Source organism: Marivivens niveibacter, assembly GCF_002150005.2.
Lineage (GTDB): Bacteria > Pseudomonadota > Alphaproteobacteria > Rhodobacterales > Rhodobacteraceae > Marivivens > Marivivens niveibacter.
On the sequence record NZ_MSPP01000004.1, the window covers coordinates 149,585 to 168,316 of the forward strand.

Genomic DNA, 18,732 nt, shown 5'->3' on the forward strand with positions numbered 1-18,732 from the left:
CAAAAGACCCGGTCCCATTCATGGTCCCGACCAGTTTTCCAGGAGACGTTACCGTCGCTACGTAAACACATGAGGATTTACTCATGGCCAGAGGCGCGTGCGTTGGCGTCTATGCGGGGGCATTTGGGGCATTTAGTGAATCGTTTCAAGGATTATTTTCATCCAACCCAAAAATAATTTTCCAGAGTCAGGGTTTGATCAAAAACCCTTGTTTTTAAGGGGCTTGCGCCACGTGATTTGATCAAATCGATTTCTCGCCAATCGCATGGGTTTCGGATACAACCCTGCCATGGCCAAATTGATCCTATTTAACAAACCCTTCGACGTTCTGACGCAATTTACAGATGCGAAAAACCCGACGCCGCGGCGAACGCTGTCGGAGTTTGGATTGCCCCCGCGGGTCTATCCCGCTGGCCGTTTGGACCGCGATAGCGAAGGGTTGTTATTGCTCACTGACAACGGCCCCCTACAGGCCGCGATCAGCAATCCCAAATATAAAGAACCGAAAACATATCTGGCCTTGGTCGAAGGTGCGCCCACGGACGCGGACCTACAACCACTGCGTGACGGGATTACTCTAAAAGACGGACCATGCCGCCCCGCCAAAGCACGCGTGATAGATCCCCCTGCTCTTTGGGAGCGCGACCCGCCCGTGCGATACCGAAAATCCGTGCCCGACACATGGATCGAACTGACCATTACCGAAGGCCGCAACCGTCAGGTCCGGCGCATGACCGCAGCCATTGGTTTCCCGACCTTGCGTTTGGTCCGTTGGTCCATCGCCGACTGGACCGTCACGGGCCTTGGCCTTGGTGAATGGCGCGAGATTGAAGTCCCCGCACCAGCGGCCAAAGTCCGTCGCCCGTTTAAACGCAAATACTGACAGCGCACAGGGTCTGTGAATAGGCGCAAGGTGGCAGAGTTGCGGGTTTGGGTTAACCTTACGGTGTAATTTTCATAACCCGGGTCCCCTCCGATGATTAAAAACTCGACCTCTCACTATGGTAGCGTATCGCGGGCGCTGCACTGGACCATTGCTGTGCTGATAATTATCGCGCTGGCGTTGGGCCTGATTGGTGACAATATCGAACGTTCGGCTGACTCCGCCGAATTCCTACAGCGCTTATACTCAGTTCATAAAACGATCGGCGTAACTGTCCTGTTCTTGGCCATTATTCGCGTGGTCTGGGCGATCAGCCAGCCGAAACCCGCGGCCCTGCACCCTGACCGCACATTAGAAACATTAGCCGCCGAAACCGTTCACTGGGCGCTATACGCCGCGATGTTTGTAATGCCGCTGTCGGGCTGGATCATGCACGCTGCGGAAACAGGTTTCGCTCCGATCTTGTGGCCATTTGGACAAAACCTGCCGTTTGTGCCGAAATCAGAAACCGTCGCACACAGTGCTGGGTTCATTCACATGCTTGCGTCCTATGTTCTGTACGCCAGCCTTGCCGCGCACATCATGGGCGCATTGAAACACGCGATCATTGACCGCGACGCGACGCTGGCGCGCATGGCACATGGTAAATCAGCGGAACCAGCGTCTGGCGCGAAACCAGCGGGATGGATCCACACCGTTTCTGCTGCAGCTACCTTGGCTGTGTTCGCTGCAATCATCGCGATACCATTCGTGACAGCCAAAGAAACCAGCGTTGCGCCTGCCCCAGTAGCCTCCGCCGAAACTGCCGGTGAATGGCAAGTGCAATCGGGCGCAATCGAGTTCACCGTGATTCAAATGGGCGCAGAGGTGACGGGCCAATTGCCTGACTGGACCGCCAGCATCGACTATGACCCAACCACTGGCGAGGGCCAGACCGAAGTGATTATTGATACGTCAACGCTGTCTCTGGGATCTGTCACGGATCAAGCAAAAGGCGCGGAATTCTTTGATACGTCAAACTATCAAACTGCCGTCTTTACCGCTGATATTTCGCGCGTGGACGGGACTACGCATGTGGCAAACGGAACGCTAACTTTGGTTGGTGAAACCGTACCGGTTGAATTGGTATTCGATCTGACCGTCGATGGCGACCAAGCGCAAATGACCGGATCGGCATCGCTGGATCGACGCGATTTTGGCATGGGTGCGGGGTACACTGACGAAGGCACCGTTGGCTTTGCCGTAATTGTCGACGTAACCGTTACAGCAACCCGATAATCAAGACTGGGGCAAGGCGCCGCCGCTTTGCCCCGTCGCTTCTGTACAGGGACAGATCAAGCCGCTAAGGTCCGCGCCAAATGACCGTTTTCTTTGGGCAAACCACCCAAAGTCACTCACCCAAACAGGCGCGACAATGGCCAATATCTCTGACGTTTTATCCCGACTTTTAGAAGCTGGACCATCCATCTGGGCGCTTACCGCGCTGTCGGTCGCCATGGTTACCATCATTCTATGGAAAGTGGCCCAACTGGTCTCGCTCGGCGCGTGGTCGGGCAGCCGGATAACCTCTCAATCGCTGGCCGATATGGAGGCCGGTAAGGTGGATCAAGCTTTGGCAACATTGGCAACGCGCAGCACTTTGCGGGCTCGGATCATCCATTACGCGATGCAAACCCGCCTGTCTGCCGAACTGCCCGAAACAGCCGCCCGCGAAGAAACAGAACGATTTGCCGTTTCCTATCTGGAACGCACCCGTTCGGGCCTGCGCCCGTTGGAATTGATCGCAACGATCGCGCCGTTACTGGGTCTACTAGGTACGGTTGTCGGCATGATCGATGCCTTTCAGGCGCTGCAACAGGCAGGATCATCTGCCGACCCATCCGACCTGGCTGGCGGCATCTGGGAGGCCCTATTGACCACCGCATTCGGTATGGGCATCGCAATTCCCGCGTCCATTTTCCTGACGTGGTTCGAAGGCATCTCTGACCGCATTCGTCATGAAATCGAAGACGGCGCAACGCGCGTCTTTGTCTACGCCAGCAAGTCGGGCAACTAATGTTCGATTTCGCCCAACCCAGACCCCGCAGAAAAATCAGCCTGACACCCATGATTGATGTGGTGTTTTTGCTGCTGATTTTTTTCATGCTGGTGTCGCGGTTCGGGCTGGATATGGCAGTGCCTTTAGGGCTGTCGTCAGGCGGGGCATCATCCTATTCTGGGCCGCCGCGTTTGATTTCGGTCACAAGCAACAGCATCAAATTAAATGGTATCGAGACACCCTTATCTTCGCTAAACAACCAAATCACTGACCTTGTTTCAGCACCAGACGATGTGATCGTGCTGCGCCCCGTTGACGGCGCAAATTTAGAACGCATCATCCAGATCATCGACACCTTGGGGACCGCCAATTTTACCAACGTTGTTTTGGTGGAATAGGCCGATGAAATTTTCCGCACCACAAAAACGCAAGACGTTTGAAAGCGTGATCCCCATGATCAACGTGGTGTTTTTGTTGCTAATCTTCTTTCTACTGACAGCCCGCATCGCGCCGCAGCACGTCGTGGACGTGACCCTACCCACTTCGGAAACTGGCGAAAAATCGGCACAAGACCTGACGTTATATATGGATCAAGCCGGCGAAATATATTTTCAAACGTTCATCGGCGCAGAGGCCGAAGCCGCCTATGCAACCTCTTTATGCGCGGGTGACACATGCGGTTCTGGCACACTGCGAGCCGATAAAGATACCGCAGCGGTCAATGTAGCGCGCCTGCTGACACAGCTGGCACAACGCGGCGTACAACAGGTCGAAGTGGTTACGGCACAATGAAAACCGCGGCGCATTTTTTGTTCTGGGGGGCGGCGGCCGTTGGATTGCATCTGGTCGCGGCTACGTGGGTATTTCGTGATAATGTTGGCGGGATGGATGCTGCGGGTGATGGCGGCACGGCGACAATCACGATCGTCTCTGCTGGGCAAAACATTGTTGATTTGGTCGCCGAATGGGAAACCCCGCCTCAGATCGAAATTGCGCCACAATTGCCTGACTTTGCTGCCCCCGTCTTCGAAACGAATACTCCGGTCAATTCGGTCACACCGGCGCCAGTCGCCCCGCCTGCACCAACTGCGCCCGTTAACGCATTGCCGCTTCCGAACACGCCCGACATCGCAACACAGCCCAGCACCCCGCAGCGCCCCTCCGTCAATATGGCAACAGCCGACGATCCACGCCCTGCCGCGCGCCCCACAAATTTAATGGATCGCCCCGATCCCGCGCCCAGTCGGCCAGCGCCTGCCCCGCAGCCACCATCAGCGCCTAATATTTCGCAAACAGCCTCTGGCTCAGGTGGGGGTGCAAATGCGGGGGCAACCGCAAACGATGCACCAGCCGTGTCAAACGCAGAACGGGCAAGCGCAATGGCAAATTGGGGCGCACGTATTCGCAACGCAGTCGAACGCAGAAAACGGGTGCCCAGCAATGCGCGCGGCGTCACTGGTCGCGTTGTGTTGACACTATCGGTGTCTCGAACAGGTACGCTTCAATCGGTTTCGATCAAAGAAAGTTCTGGCAACGCCGCATTGGATCAAGCCGCCGTTTCAGCCGCGCAATCTGCACGCTATCGTGCCGCGCCTGACGCATTGACCGACCCTGTTTATAGTTTCAACCTGCCGATCGCGTTTGAATAAAAAAGGCCGCCCAAAGCGAACGCTTTGAACGGCCTAATGTCAGATGATGGTGGGGTTATTGTGCCGCCATCGCCTCGATCGAAATTGCGACTTCAACTTCGTCGCTGACGTATGGTGCAAAGTTGCCCATGTCGAAATCCGAACGGATCAGGGTGGTGGTTGCATCAAAGCCAACCCATGGAACGTTCTGCATTGGGTGATCAGCCATTTGGGTCATCACGGTGTCCAGAACGACCGATTTGGTGACGCCGTTTACGGTCAGGTCGCCAGTGATCAGGCCAGTGTTTTCACCAGTGACTTCGATGCCAGTCGACACAAAGGTGATCAGTGGGGCAGCTTCGGCACCAAAGAAATCATCGGTCAGGAAATGCGCATCACGTGCGTCCCAACCGGTGATCAGGCTAGCGGCAGGAATTTCAATCGAAACCGACGATGCTGCTGGATCTTCGGCATCAAAATCGATGGTGCCGGTAAAGCCAGAGAACATGCCAGTGGTGGTCGAGAAACCAAGGTGGTTATAGTCGAACACGACCTGCGCGTGGCTGCTGTCGACAGTGTATTCAACGGTTTCAGCGAAGGCTGCAGTGGTCAGGCCAGCAAACACAGCCGAGGTCAGAAGAAGTTTTTTCATTTTACTAATTATCCATTTGGAAGAGGGTATGACCAAAAGATGTATGAAAAGCTTTGTTCACTCAATTGGCTAGAAATAACAAAGTCTGTGGAACAATGCACAACTGCGCGAGCAAAAGTTCATTGCGCAAAAAAAGCCCCGCACTAGGCGGGGCTTTCTAATTTCCGACGATTTACTGAATTTTGGTCAGCAATTCATCCAGCGATTTTTTAGCATCGCCATAGAACATGCGGGTGTTTTCTTTGTAGAACAGCGGGTTTTCGATGCCCGAGTAGCCAGTACCCTGACCACGTTTCGAAACGAACACCTGTTTCGCTTTCCAGCATTCCAGAACCGGCATACCCGCGATTGGGGAGTTCGGATCCTCTTGGGCCGCTGGGTTAACGATGTCGTTCGAACCGATAACGATTGCTACGTCTGTTTCTGGGAAATCTTCGTTGATTTCATCCATTTCCAGCACGATGTCATATGGCACTTTGGCTTCGGCCAGCAGAACGTTCATGTGGCCTGGCAGACGACCCGCAACAGGGTGGATTGCAAAGCGAACGTTTTTGCCTTTGGCGCGCAGACGTTTGGTCAGTTCGGAAACCGACTGCTGAGCCTGAGCAACGGCCATACCATAGCCTGGGATGATGATGATGCTGTCTGCATCGTCCAGAGCCTGCGCTACACCGTCAGAGTCGATTGCAACCTGTTCGCCTTCGACTTCCATTGCTGGGCCAGCGGTACCGCCGAAACCACCAAGGATAACCGAAACGAACGAACGGTTCATCGCCTTACACATGATGTAGGACAGGATCGCACCGGACGAACCAACCAGCGCGCCAACAACGATCAGCAGGTCGTTGCCCAGCGAGAAACCAATCGCAGCCGCAGCCCAACCCGAATACGAGTTCAGCATCGATACAACAACAGGCATGTCAGCGCCGCCGATACCCATGATCAGGTGATAACCGATGAACAGCGCAGCCAAAGTCATGATCGCCAGAGGTAGCATGCCGCCAGTGTTGAAGTACCAAACAAGGCAGACAACCGACAGCGCAGCAGCGCCAGCGTTCAGGATGTGACCACCTGGCAGTTTTTCAGCTTTCGACGTCACTTTGCCAGCCAGTTTGCCATAGGCGATAACCGAACCGGTAAAGGTGACAGCACCGATGAAGATGCCAAGGAACAGTTCAACACGCAGGATGTTGATTTCAACAGCGTCTTTCTTTGCGATCAGCGCTGCGAAACCTTCCAAAGCTTTACGTGCGGTGTCGTCCATCGCCGCAACGCGGCCCAGTTCGATGTGCGCGATAAAGCCAACGAAAACAGCGGCCAGACCAACAAGGCTGTGCATCGCTGCAACCAGTTGCGGCATTTCGGTCATCTGGACCTTTTTCGCAACGTAATAACCGATCACACCACCAGCCGCGATCAGAACGATCGACAGCAGCCACAGGCCGGAACCTGGGCCAACCAGCGTTGCCGCAACGGCCAGCGCCATACCGACGATACCATACCAAACAGCGCGCTTTGCGCTTTCTTGGCCAGACAAACCACCCAAGGAAAGGATGAAAAGAACAGCTGCGACGACGTAGGCCGCAATAGTAAATCCGTAATCCATAGTCCTCTACTCCTTAGGATTTCTGGAACATGGCAAGCATGCGTCGAGTCACAAGGAAGCCGCCAAAGATGTTGATGCCAGCCATAAAGACCGACAGGGCAGCCAAGATAATCACGAGGGCCGAACCCGATCCGATTTGCATCAGGGCGCCCAGAATGATGATCGACGAAATTGCGTTGGTCACAGCCATCAGCGGTGTGTGCAGCGAATGCGCCACGTTCCAAATGACTTGGAAACCGATGAATACCGACAGAACGAACACGATAAAGTGCTGCATGAACGACGCAGGTGCGAACAGACCCGCGATTAGCATCAGCGCGCCGCCAACACCCAGCAGGATCGCCTGCTGTTTGGTCTGCGCTTTGAACGCAGCGGCTTCTTTTGCCTTCAGTTCCTCTGGAGTCAGTTCTTTTGGCTTTTCTTGGGTTTTCGCCGCGATCGCCTGAACTTTCAGAGGAGGCGGTGGGAACGTGATTTCGCCCTGATGGGTCACGGTTGACGAACGGATGACGTCGTCTTCCATGTCGTGGTTCACAACGCCGTCTTTTTCTGGCGTCAGGTCGGACATCATGTGACGAATGTTGGTTGCGTACAGGGTCGATGCCTGTGCAGCCATGCGCGATGGGAAATCGGTGTAGCCAATGATGGTCACGCCATTTTCGGTCACGATCTTTTCGTCTTTGACGGTCAGTTTACAGTTGCCGCCCTTTTCAGCAGCAAGGTCAACAATAACCGAACCAGGTTTCATAGCCTGAACCATGTCTTCGGTCCACAGCTCTGGAGCTTCGCGGTTCGGGATCAGCGCGGTGGTGATCACGATATCGACCTCTGGGGCCAGTTCGCGGAACTTTTTCAGCTGAGCGTTACGGAATTCTTCGGACTGAACCGATGCATAACCGCCAGTCGCTGCGCCGTCCTGCTGTTCTTCTTCGAAGTCCAGATAAACGAATTCAGCGCCCATCGATTCGACTTGTTCGGCCACTTCTGGACGAACGTCAAATGCCAGCGTGATTGCGCCTAGCGATGTCGAGGTACCGATAGCCGCTAGACCAGCAACACCTGCACCAACGATCAGAACCTTGGCTGGTGGAACTTTACCCGCTGCAGTCACCTGACCGGTGAAAAAACGACCAAAGTTGTTACCAGCCTCGATTACAGCGCGATAGCCAGCGATGTTTGCCATGGACGACAGTGCGTCCATTTTCTGCGCACGCGAAATACGTGGAACCATTTCCATCGCGATAACGCTTGCGCCTTTTTCGGCAGCCAGTTTCAGGCCTTCTTCGTTCGCGCCAGGGTTGAAGAACGTGATCAACGTCTGGTCTTTGCGCAGGCGTTTCAGTTCTGCGTCGGTCGGAATACGAACCTTTGCAACAATGTCTGCCGCCTTGAACAAAGCCGCGGCAGTCTTAACGACTTCTACGCCAGCAGCTTCGTACATTGCGTCCGCAAAGCCGGCTTTTGCGCCTGCTCCGGATTCAATAACACATTCATATCCAAGCTTTTGGAGATCTTTGGCCGAGGCTGGTGTCATTGCGACACGGTTTTCGCCTTCGAGTATCTCTTTAGGTGCGCCGATTTTCACGGACAATCCCCCTTAAAATTTCCTCATCCAGAACCGCATACCCAAAGCAATAATATTTCACAAGCACCCTATTTAACGTATGCATTTGTATACAGTGGACATTTAGCGCTCACATAGGATGCGTTACCGCTCACAACCAGCGGCGGACTTTAGTGCAATATGCTGCATATGCAGCACGAAATTTTCTGCGTAGGCGCTCTTCTTCCTTCAAAATAAAACGTTTTTCTATGAACAAAGCGAAAAGCGGAACGATCGGCATCGCCACGACCGCGTCAAAACGTAACGTAATTCCAAGCAAGACCAAAGTATCCCCCAAATAAATGGGGTTTCGGCTACGTCGGAATATTCCATTTTGTACCAAAGCCTCTGGTTGCCCGTGCGGCATAAAGGTTGTTTTGTGTTTCCGCATCTCGATCAGCGCCAAAATGATCAGGATCAGCCCCGCGCCAATGCATAGGCCAGCGATCAGATCAGTTACGGGATGTTTGATCGACAAATCATCAGGATCAAAACGGGCGATGGTTGCTACAATCGCGATCGCGATGGCCAACCAGACGGGCGGAATATCTATCTGTTTAATCATATCCAACGATTGTCCGCAGATGACGCGGGTGTCACGTATTTTCCGATACCTGATGGGTTGTCTTTTTGACGCGGGCGATATTTCCATTCGGTATGACTGATTTCTCACGCACCCGCGACATGTTCGATCTGCCCAAAGGCGTCATCTATCTGGATGGCAATTCATTGGGCCCCCTACCACGCGCCGCGACCGACCGAATGGCCCATCGTTTGCAAAACGAATGGGGGCAGATGTTAATCACAGGCTGGAACAAAGCAGGCTGGTTTATAGAACCGCGCAAGGTAGGCGACCGCGTAGGCAAATTGATCGGTGCGCCAGCGGGTTCGGTTGTTATGGGTGACACCCTATCGATCAAAGTGCATCAGGCGCTGGCATCGGCCCTTGCCCTGCGCCCAGACCGCCGCGTGATCTTATCGGACAGCGGAAATTTCCCGTCCGATCTGTACATGGCTCAAGGGATCATCGACACCCTGAACCAAGACCACCGTTTGGAAACGCCCAACCCGACGGACGTCTTGGACCGTATCGACACCGATGTTGCCGTCGTTATGGTGACCGAGGTGGATTACCGTTCAGGCCGCCGCCACGACATGGCTGCAATTGTAGAGCGCGCCCACCAAAAAGGCGCCTTGGTCATTTGGGATCTGGCTCATTCGGCGGGTGCCGTACCTGTTGATGTCACAGCCATTCCTGCCGATTTCGCGGTGGGCTGCACGTACAAATTTCTGAACGGCGGCCCCGGCGCGCCCGCCTTTATATATGTACGCCCCGATTTAGCCGAAAACTGCCGCCCTGCCCTGTCGGGATGGATGGGCCATGAATCGCCCTTTGCCTTTGACCTTGATTACAGGGCTGGTAGCGGGATTGACCGAATGCGCTGTGGCACGCCGCCCGTGTTGGCGCTGGCGGCATTGGATGCCGCATTAGACGTTTGGGACGACGTCGATATGAACGATCTACGCGCGCGGTCTATTGAATTGTCGCAGCAGTTTATCGACGGCGTTCTGGCCCGTTGCCCCGATCTAACGCTATATAGCCCATCCGACCCGCATCAGCGCGGTAGCCAAGTGTCATTTGCCTTTCAACATGGCTATGCCGCTATTCAGGCTCTGATTGATCGCGGCGTTATCGGTGATTTCCGTGCGCCGAATATCATGCGGTTCGGGATCACTCCGCTGTATATCAACGACACGGATATCGCCGCAGCCATCGATATCATTGCAGATGTCATGAATGCCCACGCTTGGGATGATCCAAAGTATCAAAACAGGGCTGCCGTTACGTGAAACAGGCCGCCAGATTGACGTAACGCGGTCGGCGCACCATCTTTGCCACAGACCTAGGCAACGGAGGCACCGATGGCACGCGCACTGACGATCAATGGCAAAACCCAAACCGTCAACTCACCCGACAACGTTCCACTATTGTGGGTGTTGCGCGATGAACTGAACATGACAGGCACAAAATTTGGCTGCGGCGTCGCATCTTGCGGCGCTTGTACTGTTCACATCGACGGAGAGGCCGTTCGGTCCTGCCAAATCGCTGTTGCCGACGTTTGGGGTGATATCACCACTATCGAAGGCGTCGGAACGCCTGACAACCTTGCGCATATTCAGGCGGCATGGATCGATCATCAGGTCGCGCAGTGCGGATACTGCCAGTCGGGCCAAATCATGCAGGCCGCCAGCCTGTTGGCGCAAATCCCAACCCCAACGGATCAGGATATTGACGATGCCATGCTGGGCAACCTGTGCCGCTGTGGCACCTATCCGCGCATTCGCGCCGCAATCAAAGACGCCGCAGCGCGCATTCAGGAGGCGTAAAATATGGCAAGCATTGGTAAAATCGCCCGCCGCACGTTTCTGTTTGGTGCCGTCGCCGTCGCTGGTGGCGCGGCATTCGGGTTTTATAAACTTACCCAAACGCCGCCAAATCCGCTGAACCCAGATGACGGGGCACTAAACCCGTTTGTGGTCATTAACGCGGATGGCATCACCTTGATCGCGCCGCGTGCCGAAATGGGCCAAGGCGTTCATACGACCTTGCCTGCGCTGGTGGCCGAAGAACTGGACGTCGCCTTGGCTGATATCAAAGTCATCCACGGCCCCGCCGCCAAGGCATATTTCAACCAGGCCCTATTGGGCGCCGCATTCCCGGTGACGGACTACAAACGCAAACCATGGCACGATGATACGGCCCATTTCCTAGGCAATGCCGCGAAATTCCTAGACCTACAGGTCACCGGCGGATCGACCTCTACCCGCGATGGTTTCGTCAAAATGCGCGAAGCAGGCGCAGCCGCCCGCGAGATGCTGAAAGACGCAGCAGCGGAACAGTTGGGCGTTAAATCCGCAGAGCTGGCCACGGAAAACGGCGCGGTCATCGCGCCTGATGGCACGCGCCTACCCTATGCCGACCTTGCGCCAGCGGCGACAAAATTGAAACCGCGCAACGTCACGCTGCGCGATCCGTCGGAATGGAAAACGCTGGGTAAATCACAACCGCGCACCGATATGGTCGGCAAATCCACTGGTACGGCGACCTTTGGAATTGATTTCCGCGCGCCGGGGATGAAATTCGCCACCGTCAAAATGTCCCCGAAACGCAGCAGCATGCGCAGCTTTGATCCCTCGGACGCGATTTTGATGGATGGCGTGGAAAAGATCATTGATCTGGGTGACGGCTTTGCCGTGGTTGCGACGAACACTTGGCTGGCATTTCAGGCCGCTGATGCCGTGCGCGTCGAATGGGACGATGCGCCCTACCCTGCGGACACCGACGCGCAGATGGCCAAAATAGCCGAGGCATTCGATACCTCCCCCAACAGCACGGGCCGTAACGATGGCGATGTAGAAACCGCTTCGGGTGATACGATCAGCGCGGAATATTCAGTCCCGTTTTTGGCCCACGCCACCATGGAGCCGATGACAACCGCCGCTAAATTCACTGGCGACGCGTTAGAGGTTTGGTCCCCAAACCAAGGCCCGATGCTGATCCGCAACTGGTGCGCTGACGCCGTTGGGTTGGACCCCGAACAGGTCACTGTTCACACGATGCTGATGGGCGGCGCGTTTGGCCGCCGCGGCGAAGTTGACTTTGCCGTACTGGCCGCCCGCGTCGCGCGCGAGATGCCCGACACCCCTGTCCTCGTGACATGGAGCCGCGAAGAAGACATGCGCCACGATTTCTATCGCCCTGCCGCGATCGCCCGCATGTCAGGCAAAGTTCAGGACGGTCAGATCACAGCGCTGGATGCACAGGTTGCAGCGCCTTCGCCTTCGCATCAGGCAATGGCGCGTTGGCTGGGCCGCGAAATGGGCGGTCCTGATGCCGAACTGACGGCAGGCGTCGCCGATCAACCCTATGGCATCCCGAACTATCGGACTCGCGGGTATCTGGCCGATCTAGATGTGCCTGTCGGGTTTTGGCGGTCTGTTGGCGCGTCCTATGGCGGATTTTTCTTTGATGGTTTCATTGACGAACTCGCCCACGCGGCAGGTCGTGACCCGCTAGAAGTTAGGTTAGAGCTGGCTCGCCGTGAACATGCGCCCAGCGCATCCGTCATTGAAAAAGTGCGCGACATGTCCGGCTGGACCGGACAAACACCCGCCGGCATCGGTCGCGGCATTGGGTTCACCTACAGCTTTGGCACGCCCGTCGCGCAAGTCATCGAAGTGCGCGATACCGATGCTGGCATCAAAATCGACAAGGCGTGGATCGCTTGCGATCCTGGTACGGCGCTAGATCCCAGTATCATTCACGCACAGATGATGGGCGGCTGCATTTTCGGGCTCTCCGCAGCGACCAATGGCCAGATCACATTCACAGACGGCGAAGTCGATCAGTGGAATTTCCCAGACTACGACGGATTGCGCATGCACAACGCCCCCGAAATTGAAGTCGCGATTCTAGAAAATGCCGACGGCATTAGTGGCGTTGGCGAACCGGGGACGCCTCCTGCCGCGCCAGCATTGGCGAATGCACTGTTTGATTTGACGGGCCAACGCGCCCGCCGATTGCCGCTGGGATTAGATTATTCGCTTTTGATTTAATCCCTGTTTTGGAAACAGTTTATTTACGCCCGCCTGCAATGTTTTAGGATTACCGACTTATTGTCGCCACATTCAGGCGGGCGCTGCCTTAAATTCGCCACTTCAGGCACCAAGTAACGCCCAACCGGATAGGCATACATCACTCTAACGGATAGTAGCGCGAACCGAATCGCGCACAGCTGAAAGAGTGAGAGCGAGATGCCAACAGGTTATTTGGTAAATTTGGGAAACACGTCTCTGGACACAGATGACGGCGTCAATTCCAGTTCTGCTAATTTCACCACAGATCGCACTCTGGGCGCTGGTAGCCTACAGTACACCTACAACACCAGCCGTGGGTCGCGGACGGAAACGGTACAGGGCACCTATCAACTGGGCACTGATGGTCAGGTATATTTCGTACCAGACTCTGGTGTCACGATCCGCAGCGGTGCGTACAACTATAATGTCGCCAATCACCCTGAATTCAGCGTGGTGATGGGCACGACGAACGACGACACGTCGATCAACGGGTCAGACAATGATGACCTGATTTTCGATACCAACACCACGACCGCGACCACGGGCACAGGCAACGATACGATCTATGCCGGCGCAGGCGACGATACCGTTTATGCGCGTGACGGCGATGACGTCATCTATGGCGGTAGCGGCGCTGACTATATCGAAGGCGGCGCAGGCGCAGACAGCATCGATGGTGGCAACGGCAACGACACCATTGATGGCGGTGCTGGCAACGACACGATCCAAGGCGGCGGCGGCAGCGACTCCATCTTAGGCGGCGACGGCGCTGACACCATCGTTGGCGACAACGACAACAGCGGTGTCACCACAACAAACGAAACGTTTAGCTGGACTGGCAACGGATCGATTGCATCCGGCACTGACCTGACCAACGGCCTGACCCAAGACACGGGCACGATGACCGTTTCGTTCACGCAGCAGAACGACGGCGCGTTGTCCCAGACGGTTGCGACCACCACGGAAAACTACAACGGCACATCGCAAACCTATTCGTCGGTTGGCATCGTCGGTAACGGCAACGCCAACGTATCCACGTCGACCATTGAATTTAACGCGAACGAAGGTACCGGCCTGTCCGACACCGTTACCGACGTTTCGTTCCGTATCAACGATATCGACGCTGGTTCGTGGCGCGATAACGTCATTGTTCGTGCATATGATATCAACGGCAACTTGGTCGATGTTGACCTGACTGCCGCAGGTGCCGACAACGTTACCGATGGCACCAATGCAACCATCACCGCAGCTGACGGCAGCAACTCTCAGGTTGATGCCGAAGGTTCGATCCTGGTTCAGATCAGCGGCGAAGTTCACAGCATCGAAATCGAATTCAACCAGACATCGGGTCAGGTTGCGCAAAACGTTATCTACATCACCGACATTTCGTTTACGACTGTTGTTGATACGGGCAGTTCTGACACGATCGACGGCGGTGCGGGCAACGACAACATCGACGGCGCTGGCGGCAACGATTTTCTATACGGCGGCACAGGCGACGACACCATCACGGGTGGCGACGGCAATGATTCCATGTACGGCGGCGAAGGCGCGGACACCATGTATGGTGGCGCTGGCGACGACTACATCGAATATGGTGAAGGCGCAGACGTCGTTTATGGCGGCGATGGTAACGATGTTATCGACGACATTGGCGGCACGGCTTTCCTGACAGGTTCGACCATCTACGCAGGCGACGGCAACGACGTGGCCTATGGTACATCCGGCAACGACCTGATCGAAGGCGGCGCGGGCAACGACAACTTGTTCGGCGAAATCGGCGACGATACCATGTGGGGCGGCAGCGGCACCGATAACCTGTACGGCGGCGAAGGCACCGATTGGTTCAACGTCGATGGTGACGATGACAACACCAACGTTGTTGGTGGCGAAAGTGAAGGCGACTGGGACGCGCTGTACCTAGGCAACGACGCATCTGGCCAAGGTGCGACTGTTACCTTTACCGGCGACGAAACCGGTACCTTTGATTTCGGCACGGGCACATCGACCGGTAATTTCTACGAAATCGAAGCCGTCGGCATGACAAACGCCGACGATGTTGTGGACGCAAGCGCCGCGACGACGACGCAATATATCTATACATTCTCTGGCGACGACAGCGTCATTGGTACCCAAGGCGACGACTATATCTGGCTGTACGACGGCGCGGATACGGTTGAGGGCGGCACAGGCAACGATGCCATCGCTCTGGGCGCGGATACAGACGTTGATACCGTTGTCATGTCGGACGGTGACGGCAACGACGTTGTCTACGAATTCGCCGAACCGACCCTGAACCCAGACGGCAGCTATACCGCGATTGACCAGCTGGACGTTTCGGGTCTGACCGATGCATCCGGCAACCCTGTCAACGTACACGACGTTGTCGTATCCGATGACGGCGCAGGTAATGCTGTTCTGACCTTCCCAGATGGCACATCGGTGACTTTGGACGGTGTTAGCCCAACGGTTATGACCGACCCACTGGCGCTGATCGCTGTTGGTGTTCCGGCATCCGACGGCACGGTTTCTGGTACTGCGGGCAACGATGTCATCGACAGCACCTACACTGGCGATCCTGACGGCGACATGATCGATGACGCCGACAACGTCATCGTCGGCAACCAGGCCAACGACGACATCGTCGAAGCAGGCGCTGGCGACGACACCATCATTTCGGGCGTTGGCAACGACACCATCGACGCGGGCGCTGGCATCGACCAAATCTACGGCGGCACTGGCGACGACGTCATGTACGGCGGCGACGGTTCGGATACGTTCAATCTGGAATCCGGTTTCGGCAATGACACCATTGTTGGCGGCGAAACTGGCGAAACCGGTTATGGCGACGTCCTAAATGCAGCTGGCCTGACCGAAGGCGTTACCGTCACCTACACAGGTGCCGAAGCTGGCACCATTTCCGACGGTACCAGCACTGCAACCTTTAGCGAAATCGAAGCCGTCTCCACCGGTTCGGGCGACGACACCATCATTGGTTCGGACGCGAATGATTTCTTTTCTACGGGCGCTGGCGCAGACACGATCGATGCGGGCGCGGGTGACGACGTTTATGAAATCGGCACCACCGGCACAGGTGCGGCAGATGGCGCCGCAGATACGATCGTATTTGCCGACGGCGACGGCGCCGACACTGTCTATGGCTTTGACGCCCCTACCGCGAACGGCGACGGCACTTACACTGGCATTGATGCTCTGGATGTATCGGGCCTGACCGACGCGCAGGGCAACCCTGTCAACACGCATGACGTCGTAGTCGAAGACACAGGTTCGGGCGCACGACTGGTATTCCCGAACGGCGAATCCATTTTCCTGTCAGGCGTTGATCCTGTTCTACTATCGGATCCACATGCTCTGGCGGCTATCGGCATCCCTCTGCCTGATGGCACTGTTTCGGGCACCGCGGGCAATGACGTTATCGACGGCACCTATATTGGTGATCCTGACGGCGATATAATCGACGGCACCGACAACGTCATCATCGGCAACGCAGACAACGACGATATCGTCGAAGCAGGCGCAGGCGACGACGTTGTTCTGTCCGGCATCGGCAACGACACCGTTTATGGTGGAGACGGCGCGGATCAGCTGAACGGCGGCGCGGGCGACGACACGCTGTACGGCGACGCGGGCAATGACACGTTCAATCTGGACAGCGGCTTTGGCAACGACACAATCGTTGGCGGGGAAACCTCTGAATCGGGCTATGGCGATGTTCTGAACGCATCGACCCTGACCGAAAACCTGACCGTTAACCTGTCGGCACCTGAAACCGGTACGCTGACCGACAGCACCAACACCGCCACATTCAGCGAAATCGAAGCCGTCGTCACAGGCTCTGGCGACGACAGCATCATCGGTTCGTCCGGCAATGACACCTTTGCCACTGGCGCAGGTTCCGACACGATCGACGCGGGCGCTGGCGACGACTTGTACGAACTGGGCACGTTCTACACCGGTACCCCAGACAGCGACGCAGACACGGTTGTGTTCGGCGACGGCGATGGCGCGGATACCGTTTACGGGTTCCAATCGCCTATCGACAACGGCGATGGCACTTGGACTGGCGTTGACGTTCTGGACGTCACCGACCTGCACGACGCCGAAGGCAATTTGGTCAACACCAACGACGTCACCGTTGTTGATACGGGCGACGGCGCACGTCTGGAATTCCCGAACGGCGAATCCATCTTCCTGCATGGCATTAGCGCGTCGACTCTGTCGAACCCTTTGGCGCTGAACGCGATTGGCATCCCGCTGTCGGACGGCACCGTTTCGGGCACCGCTGGCAATGACATCATCGACGGCGCCTACATTGCCGACCCAGATGGCGACATGGTCGACGACAATGACGCACATCTGCCAGGCGACACAGGCAATGACGACCTGATCGAAGCAGGCGCAGGCGACGATTTGATCATCGCTGGCTATGGCGACGACGAAGTATACGGCGGTACTGGTGCAGACCGTATCGACGGCGGCGACGGTAACGACACCATCTACGGCGAAGACGGCGACGACACGATTGCGGTTAGCGCAGGCAATGACACCGTAATCGGTGGCGAAGCTGGCGAAACAAACGGCGATCTGCTGGACGGATCGGCGATGACTGCCGATACCACTGTGACCTTTACCGGCGCAGAGGCTGGCACCCTAACCGACGGCACCAACACCACCACCTTCAGCGAAATCGAACAGGTTCGCACTGGCAGCGGTAACGACACAATCACTGGCGACGCAGGCGATCAATCCATCGACGCAGGCGCAGGTGACGACGTTATTGTTGGCGGCGCGGGTGCAGACACCCTAAACGCTGGCGATGGCAATGACACCGTCACCTTTGCTGAAGGCGACGATGTTTCGGGCGGCGCAGGCGATGATACATTCATCCTAGCTGACTACGCCGAAACCTCGAACGGCACGATCACCATCGATGGCGGCACAGGTTCGGAAACCGGCGGCGACACCCTGCAACTGGGTACGCTGGGCGATTGGTCCACCCTGAACGCGACAGACGACGGCACAGGCAGCTATTCGGGTTCGATCACGCTGGACGACGGCACGATCCTGAACTTTTCGGAAATCGAAAACATCATCTGCTTTACCCCAGGCACGCGTATCGTCACCCCGCAAGGCGCACGTCCAATTGAAACGCTGAAAGTCGGCGATCTGGTCGTCACCCGTGACCACGGCCTTCAACCAATCCGCTGGATCCAACAGCGTACCGTGCCTGCAGTTGACCGCTTTGCACCGATCCGCATCCGTCCGGGTGTGGTAACAGGTCAGGAACGCGATCTGTTGGTATCCCCGCAGCACCGCATGTTGTTCCAAGGGTATCGTTCTGAACTGCTGTTCGGTGATAGCGAAGTTCTGATTTCAGCCAAACACCTGATCGACGACAAACTGGTCACCCGCGAAGAAGGCGGCACGGTCACATACGTGCACATGCTGTTCGACCAGCACGAAATCGTATTTGCCGAAGGTGCTGCATCCGAAAGCTTCCACCCGGGTGATATCGGTCTGTCGGCGATCACGGACGAGGCCCGCGACGAACTGTTCCAGATTTTCCCAGATCTGCGTTCGATGCCAGGCAGCTATGGCGACACCGCGCGCCGCTGTCTGAAAAAACACGAAGCATTGCTGCTGAACGCATAAAAAAGGCGGGG

The 18,732-nt window shown here is 56.1% G+C and carries 14 protein-coding genes; 10 read left to right on the forward strand and 4 right to left on the reverse strand.

All coding sequences use genetic code 11. From position 1 onward, the window contains the following. The first annotated feature begins 289 nt into the window (after positions 1–289). The 6 genes from BVC71_RS12345 to BVC71_RS12370 all read left to right on the forward strand — a co-directional run bounded on the left by BVC71_RS12345 (position 290) and on the right by BVC71_RS12370 (position 4,570). Complete coding sequence (locus BVC71_RS12345; RefSeq protein ID WP_086452063.1) at positions 290–883, forward strand: pseudouridine synthase; 594 nt, start codon at positions 290–292, stop codon at positions 881–883. A gap of 93 nt (positions 884–976) precedes the next feature. Next, complete coding sequence (locus BVC71_RS12350) at positions 977–2,161, forward strand: cytochrome b/b6 domain-containing protein (protein ID WP_086451989.1); 1,185 nt, start codon at positions 977–979, stop codon at positions 2,159–2,161. 136 nt (positions 2,162–2,297) lie between these two features. After that, the gene (locus BVC71_RS12355) at positions 2,298–2,939 is read left to right on the forward strand and encodes a MotA/TolQ/ExbB proton channel family protein (protein ID WP_086451990.1); all 642 of its coding nucleotides are present in this window, start codon (positions 2,298–2,300) and stop codon (positions 2,937–2,939) included. Next, complete coding sequence (locus BVC71_RS12360) at positions 2,939–3,319, forward strand: ExbD/TolR family protein (protein WP_086451991.1); 381 nt, start codon at positions 2,939–2,941, stop codon at positions 3,317–3,319. Before BVC71_RS12355 ends, BVC71_RS12360 begins: the two co-directional genes overlap by 1 nt. A gap of 4 nt (positions 3,320–3,323) precedes the next feature. Continuing rightward, on the forward strand, positions 3,324–3,713 hold the full coding sequence (locus BVC71_RS12365) for an ExbD/TolR family protein (RefSeq protein WP_086451992.1): 390 nt from the start codon (positions 3,324–3,326) through the stop codon (positions 3,711–3,713). Continuing rightward, positions 3,710–4,570: an energy transducer TonB family protein gene (locus tag BVC71_RS12370; protein ID WP_086451993.1), complete on the forward strand. Its 861-nt coding sequence runs from the start codon at positions 3,710–3,712 to the stop codon at positions 4,568–4,570. The genes BVC71_RS12365 and BVC71_RS12370 overlap by 4 nt, the downstream gene beginning before the upstream one ends. Before the next feature lie 55 nt (positions 4,571–4,625). Here the strand turns inward: BVC71_RS12370 and BVC71_RS12375 are convergent, their stop codons facing one another. The 4 genes from BVC71_RS12375 to BVC71_RS12390 form a co-directional block, all read right to left on the reverse strand. Further along, positions 4,626–5,201 (reverse strand): YceI family protein, encoded by a 576-nt coding sequence (locus tag BVC71_RS12375; RefSeq protein WP_086451994.1) that lies wholly within the window; start codon positions 5,199–5,201, stop codon positions 4,626–4,628. A 172-nt stretch (positions 5,202–5,373) separates the two neighbouring features. Beyond that, positions 5,374–6,807 (reverse strand): NAD(P)(+) transhydrogenase (Re/Si-specific) subunit beta, encoded by a 1,434-nt coding sequence (locus BVC71_RS12380; protein WP_086451995.1) that lies wholly within the window; start codon positions 6,805–6,807, stop codon positions 5,374–5,376. Between the two features lie 13 nt (positions 6,808–6,820). Beyond that, positions 6,821–8,392, reverse strand: coding sequence for a Re/Si-specific NAD(P)(+) transhydrogenase subunit alpha (locus tag BVC71_RS12385; protein WP_086451996.1), 1,572 nt, complete (start codon positions 8,390–8,392; stop codon positions 6,821–6,823). A gap of 130 nt (positions 8,393–8,522) precedes the next feature. After that, a complete protein-coding gene (locus BVC71_RS12390; RefSeq protein ID WP_338036484.1) occupies positions 8,523–8,975 on the reverse strand; it encodes a methyltransferase family protein in 453 nt (150 codons plus the stop codon). A 92-nt stretch (positions 8,976–9,067) separates the two neighbouring features. Between BVC71_RS12390 and kynU the strand changes: the two genes are divergently transcribed. The 4 genes from kynU to BVC71_RS12415 all read left to right on the forward strand — a co-directional run bounded on the left by kynU (position 9,068) and on the right by BVC71_RS12415 (position 18,721). Next, positions 9,068–10,261, forward strand: a complete 1,194-nt coding sequence (kynU, locus tag BVC71_RS12395; protein WP_086451997.1) for a kynureninase — start codon at positions 9,068–9,070, stop codon at positions 10,259–10,261. 72 nt (positions 10,262–10,333) lie between these two features. After that, positions 10,334–10,798, forward strand: coding sequence for a (2Fe-2S)-binding protein (locus BVC71_RS12400; RefSeq protein WP_086451998.1), 465 nt, complete (start codon positions 10,334–10,336; stop codon positions 10,796–10,798). A 3-nt stretch (positions 10,799–10,801) separates the two neighbouring features. After that, positions 10,802–13,027 carry a xanthine dehydrogenase family protein molybdopterin-binding subunit gene (locus tag BVC71_RS12405; RefSeq protein ID WP_086451999.1) on the forward strand — a complete coding sequence of 742 codons (2,226 nt, stop codon included), beginning with the start codon at positions 10,802–10,804 and terminating at the stop codon, positions 13,025–13,027. A gap of 198 nt (positions 13,028–13,225) precedes the next feature. Then, the gene (locus BVC71_RS12415) at positions 13,226–18,721 is read left to right on the forward strand and encodes a Hint domain-containing protein (protein ID WP_133064533.1); all 5,496 of its coding nucleotides are present in this window, start codon (positions 13,226–13,228) and stop codon (positions 18,719–18,721) included. Positions 18,722–18,732: the final 11 nt, after the last annotated feature.